We start from the raw sequence: 2,508 nt of genomic DNA, 5'->3' as shown, positions 1-2,508 counted from the left end.
TCAAAAGAATTGCTGGTTTACTTTACTTAATAAAAGCTATTTAAGCTTTTAACCTCTGTTTAATTTTCAAGGATCATCGTTACTCTGTTTAAGCAACTTTTACATCTTATCATCTTTACTTTAGCTTGTCAACTAATAATTTGTTACTAACTTTACTAGTTAAACTTGATAAGTTAAGTCATCTCTGACAGCTTTTACATAATATCACACAAACTAAATTATTGTCAATACTTTTTTTTAACATTAATTTCGCTTATTGTCACTTACTCAAGCAACGAATGTTATCTTATCATAATTTTACCTGTATGATATATATGATAATATTTATTATTTGAAATTAACTTACATATTCTCTATTATTCTATTACATTCTTAAAATTAAATATGTAGATACACTTGATTCCGTTTATTTATAAGAATTATATATCCAAAGGCATATGGATATAATATGAGATATCAATATCTAAAACTCCCCTATTTCAATCGGAAATATAGGTTCATTTAGGATGCATACTTCAATAACGTTCAAGTAAATCATTCATATGCATTCATTGAAATGACTAAGTCTCCAAGATATATTTATTTTCATTAGCGGCTACAAAGCAATTCATGGCTTGTTGAAAATTGAACAATGCTGTGTTAAAAATTCTTAGGTATTATGATATAATTTTCGTAAAGATTAAATTATGATAATTTTTATTGAAAAATTATATGTATTATGAACATACACAATTTTATTAATGTGAGGAGGTAATTAAAACGAAAGGAGCATTTACTACATTTTGTGTGTTACTGTTTGCAGTTATTGTAATAGCATATAAAAAAAGTGAATTAGCGTTTTGGGGATTTTTAACTTTATTTTTAATCTTTTTATTAATAATAGCTTACATAACTATTAGAAATTTCAAAGTTTTAAATAAGGGTGCTTATCTTGTAAATAAAGGAAATGCTAAAAAAGCAATAGATCTTTTTTCAAGATATTTAGAGAGGTCAACTAAAACTGTAAAAGCTTTGCCATTAGCTTATAGAGGAATGGTTTATTTAAGAATAAGAAAATTTGATTTATCCTTACAGGATTTAGTGGAATCATGCAAAATTAAAAAGCTTCCTTTAATTAATATTGTAAAAGCTGGCGTTTTATATACTGAGCTTAAACAATATGACAAAGCACTTAAATACTTTTTAATGGCAGTAGAACTAAAACCTAAATCCAGCAGTGCATATACAAACCTGGGATGGTTTTATTTGCATACTAACGAATATGAAAGAGCTATAGAGACGTTGAGCAGAGCAATTGAGCTTGCAAATGGAAAAATTTTAGCTAAATCAATAAATCTCTGCAATGCATACGTCAATTTAGGTATTGTATATATTAAATTAAAAAAGTATGATAAAGCCGATGAAGTGCTATCTAAAGCACTTAAGATAAATCTTAAAGTTTCAGATACGCTTATAAAGGCTAATATTTACAAAAGATATGCTTACTTACAAAAAATGATCGGAAATATTCAATTGTCAAGAGATTACGCTTTAAAAGCTATTGAGATGGATCCATATGAATTTTTATCATATAAAATTTTAGCAGAAATTAATCTTATTCAAGATAATTATGATGGCTTTTATAAAAATTTCGAGATTTTTTTAGAGAAGAAAGGACTCAATATTGATGACGAAGACATTGAAGATGAAATTTATGAAAAAGTAAAAAACGACGAGAAATTTCAATTATTAATTCAGAATAGAGGTAGTAAAGTTAACTATAATGATTTAAATACTTCTATAAATGATGAGGAAATATTCTTTTATAAGTCAAATATGAAACAAGATAGTAAGAATAAAAAAATAATAATCATTCTTATCTTTTTATTGATTATAGAAATAATTAATCTACTTATGACAAATAAGCAACCTGCTAAAATACATATTAAAAAATATGAAAGGTCAAGTACAGTTAAAAAAACAGCTTATATAGATAGGATATATAAACAATATAATATAGATAATAGTAAAGTAATAGTCAATAGTCCCAAGTTTACAGTATCTTGGAATAAAACTAATGTTAAAGTTGGTGAAAAAATCAAATTTAATGCTACTGGGATTATGCAGACGGCTAAAGTGAATAGTGTAAAAGTATTGATGATTGAAAGCTATGATGATGTTTTAGTTGGTGACTATGCCACTCAAAGTGATGAAATAACAATTGAAGATTTGAAAACAACAAATAATCAAATTAAGTCTTATATATTTATAATGCCTGAAAATGAAGACAAGGTATATGAGTATGATTTTACGCTAACAGTAATACCTTAATTGTAGGTAGGTATATCAACAAAATAATATACAAAAAATAAAAAAATGGCTCCGTGGAGAGGATTCGAACCTCCAACCCTTCGGTTAACAGCCGAATGCTCCACCATTGAGCTACCACGGAACGCTTTACCTGGCAACGACCTACTCTCCCACAGAGTCTCCTCTGCAGTACCATTGGCACTGTGAAGCTTAACCGTC

The 2,508-nt window shown here is 27.3% G+C and carries 1 protein-coding gene, 1 tRNA gene and 1 rRNA gene; 1 reads left to right on the top strand and 2 read right to left on the bottom strand.

What is annotated here, in order from left to right:
• Nucleotides 1-786 precede the first annotated feature (786 nt).
• Nucleotides 787-2,310 carry a tetratricopeptide repeat protein gene (locus tag I6U48_RS29095; RefSeq protein ID WP_218324008.1) on the top strand — a complete coding sequence of 508 codons (1,524 nt, stop codon included), beginning with the start codon at nt 787-789 and terminating at the stop codon, nt 2,308-2,310.
• Between the two features lie 46 nt (nt 2,311-2,356).
• On the opposite strand, the gene I6U48_RS29090 is transcribed toward I6U48_RS29095, so the two are convergent.
• A tRNA-Asn gene (locus I6U48_RS29090) sits at nt 2,357-2,431 on the bottom strand.
• 7 nt (nt 2,432-2,438) lie between these two features.
• Nucleotides 2,439-2,508 (bottom strand): 5S ribosomal RNA (gene rrf, locus I6U48_RS30660); the annotation flags it as partial.

This window comes from Clostridium thailandense (assembly GCF_019207025.1).
In the GTDB taxonomy this organism is placed as follows: domain Bacteria; phylum Bacillota; class Clostridia; order Clostridiales; family Clostridiaceae; genus Clostridium_AM; species Clostridium_AM thailandense.
This window is presented reverse-complemented; position numbering and strand designations above follow the sequence as displayed.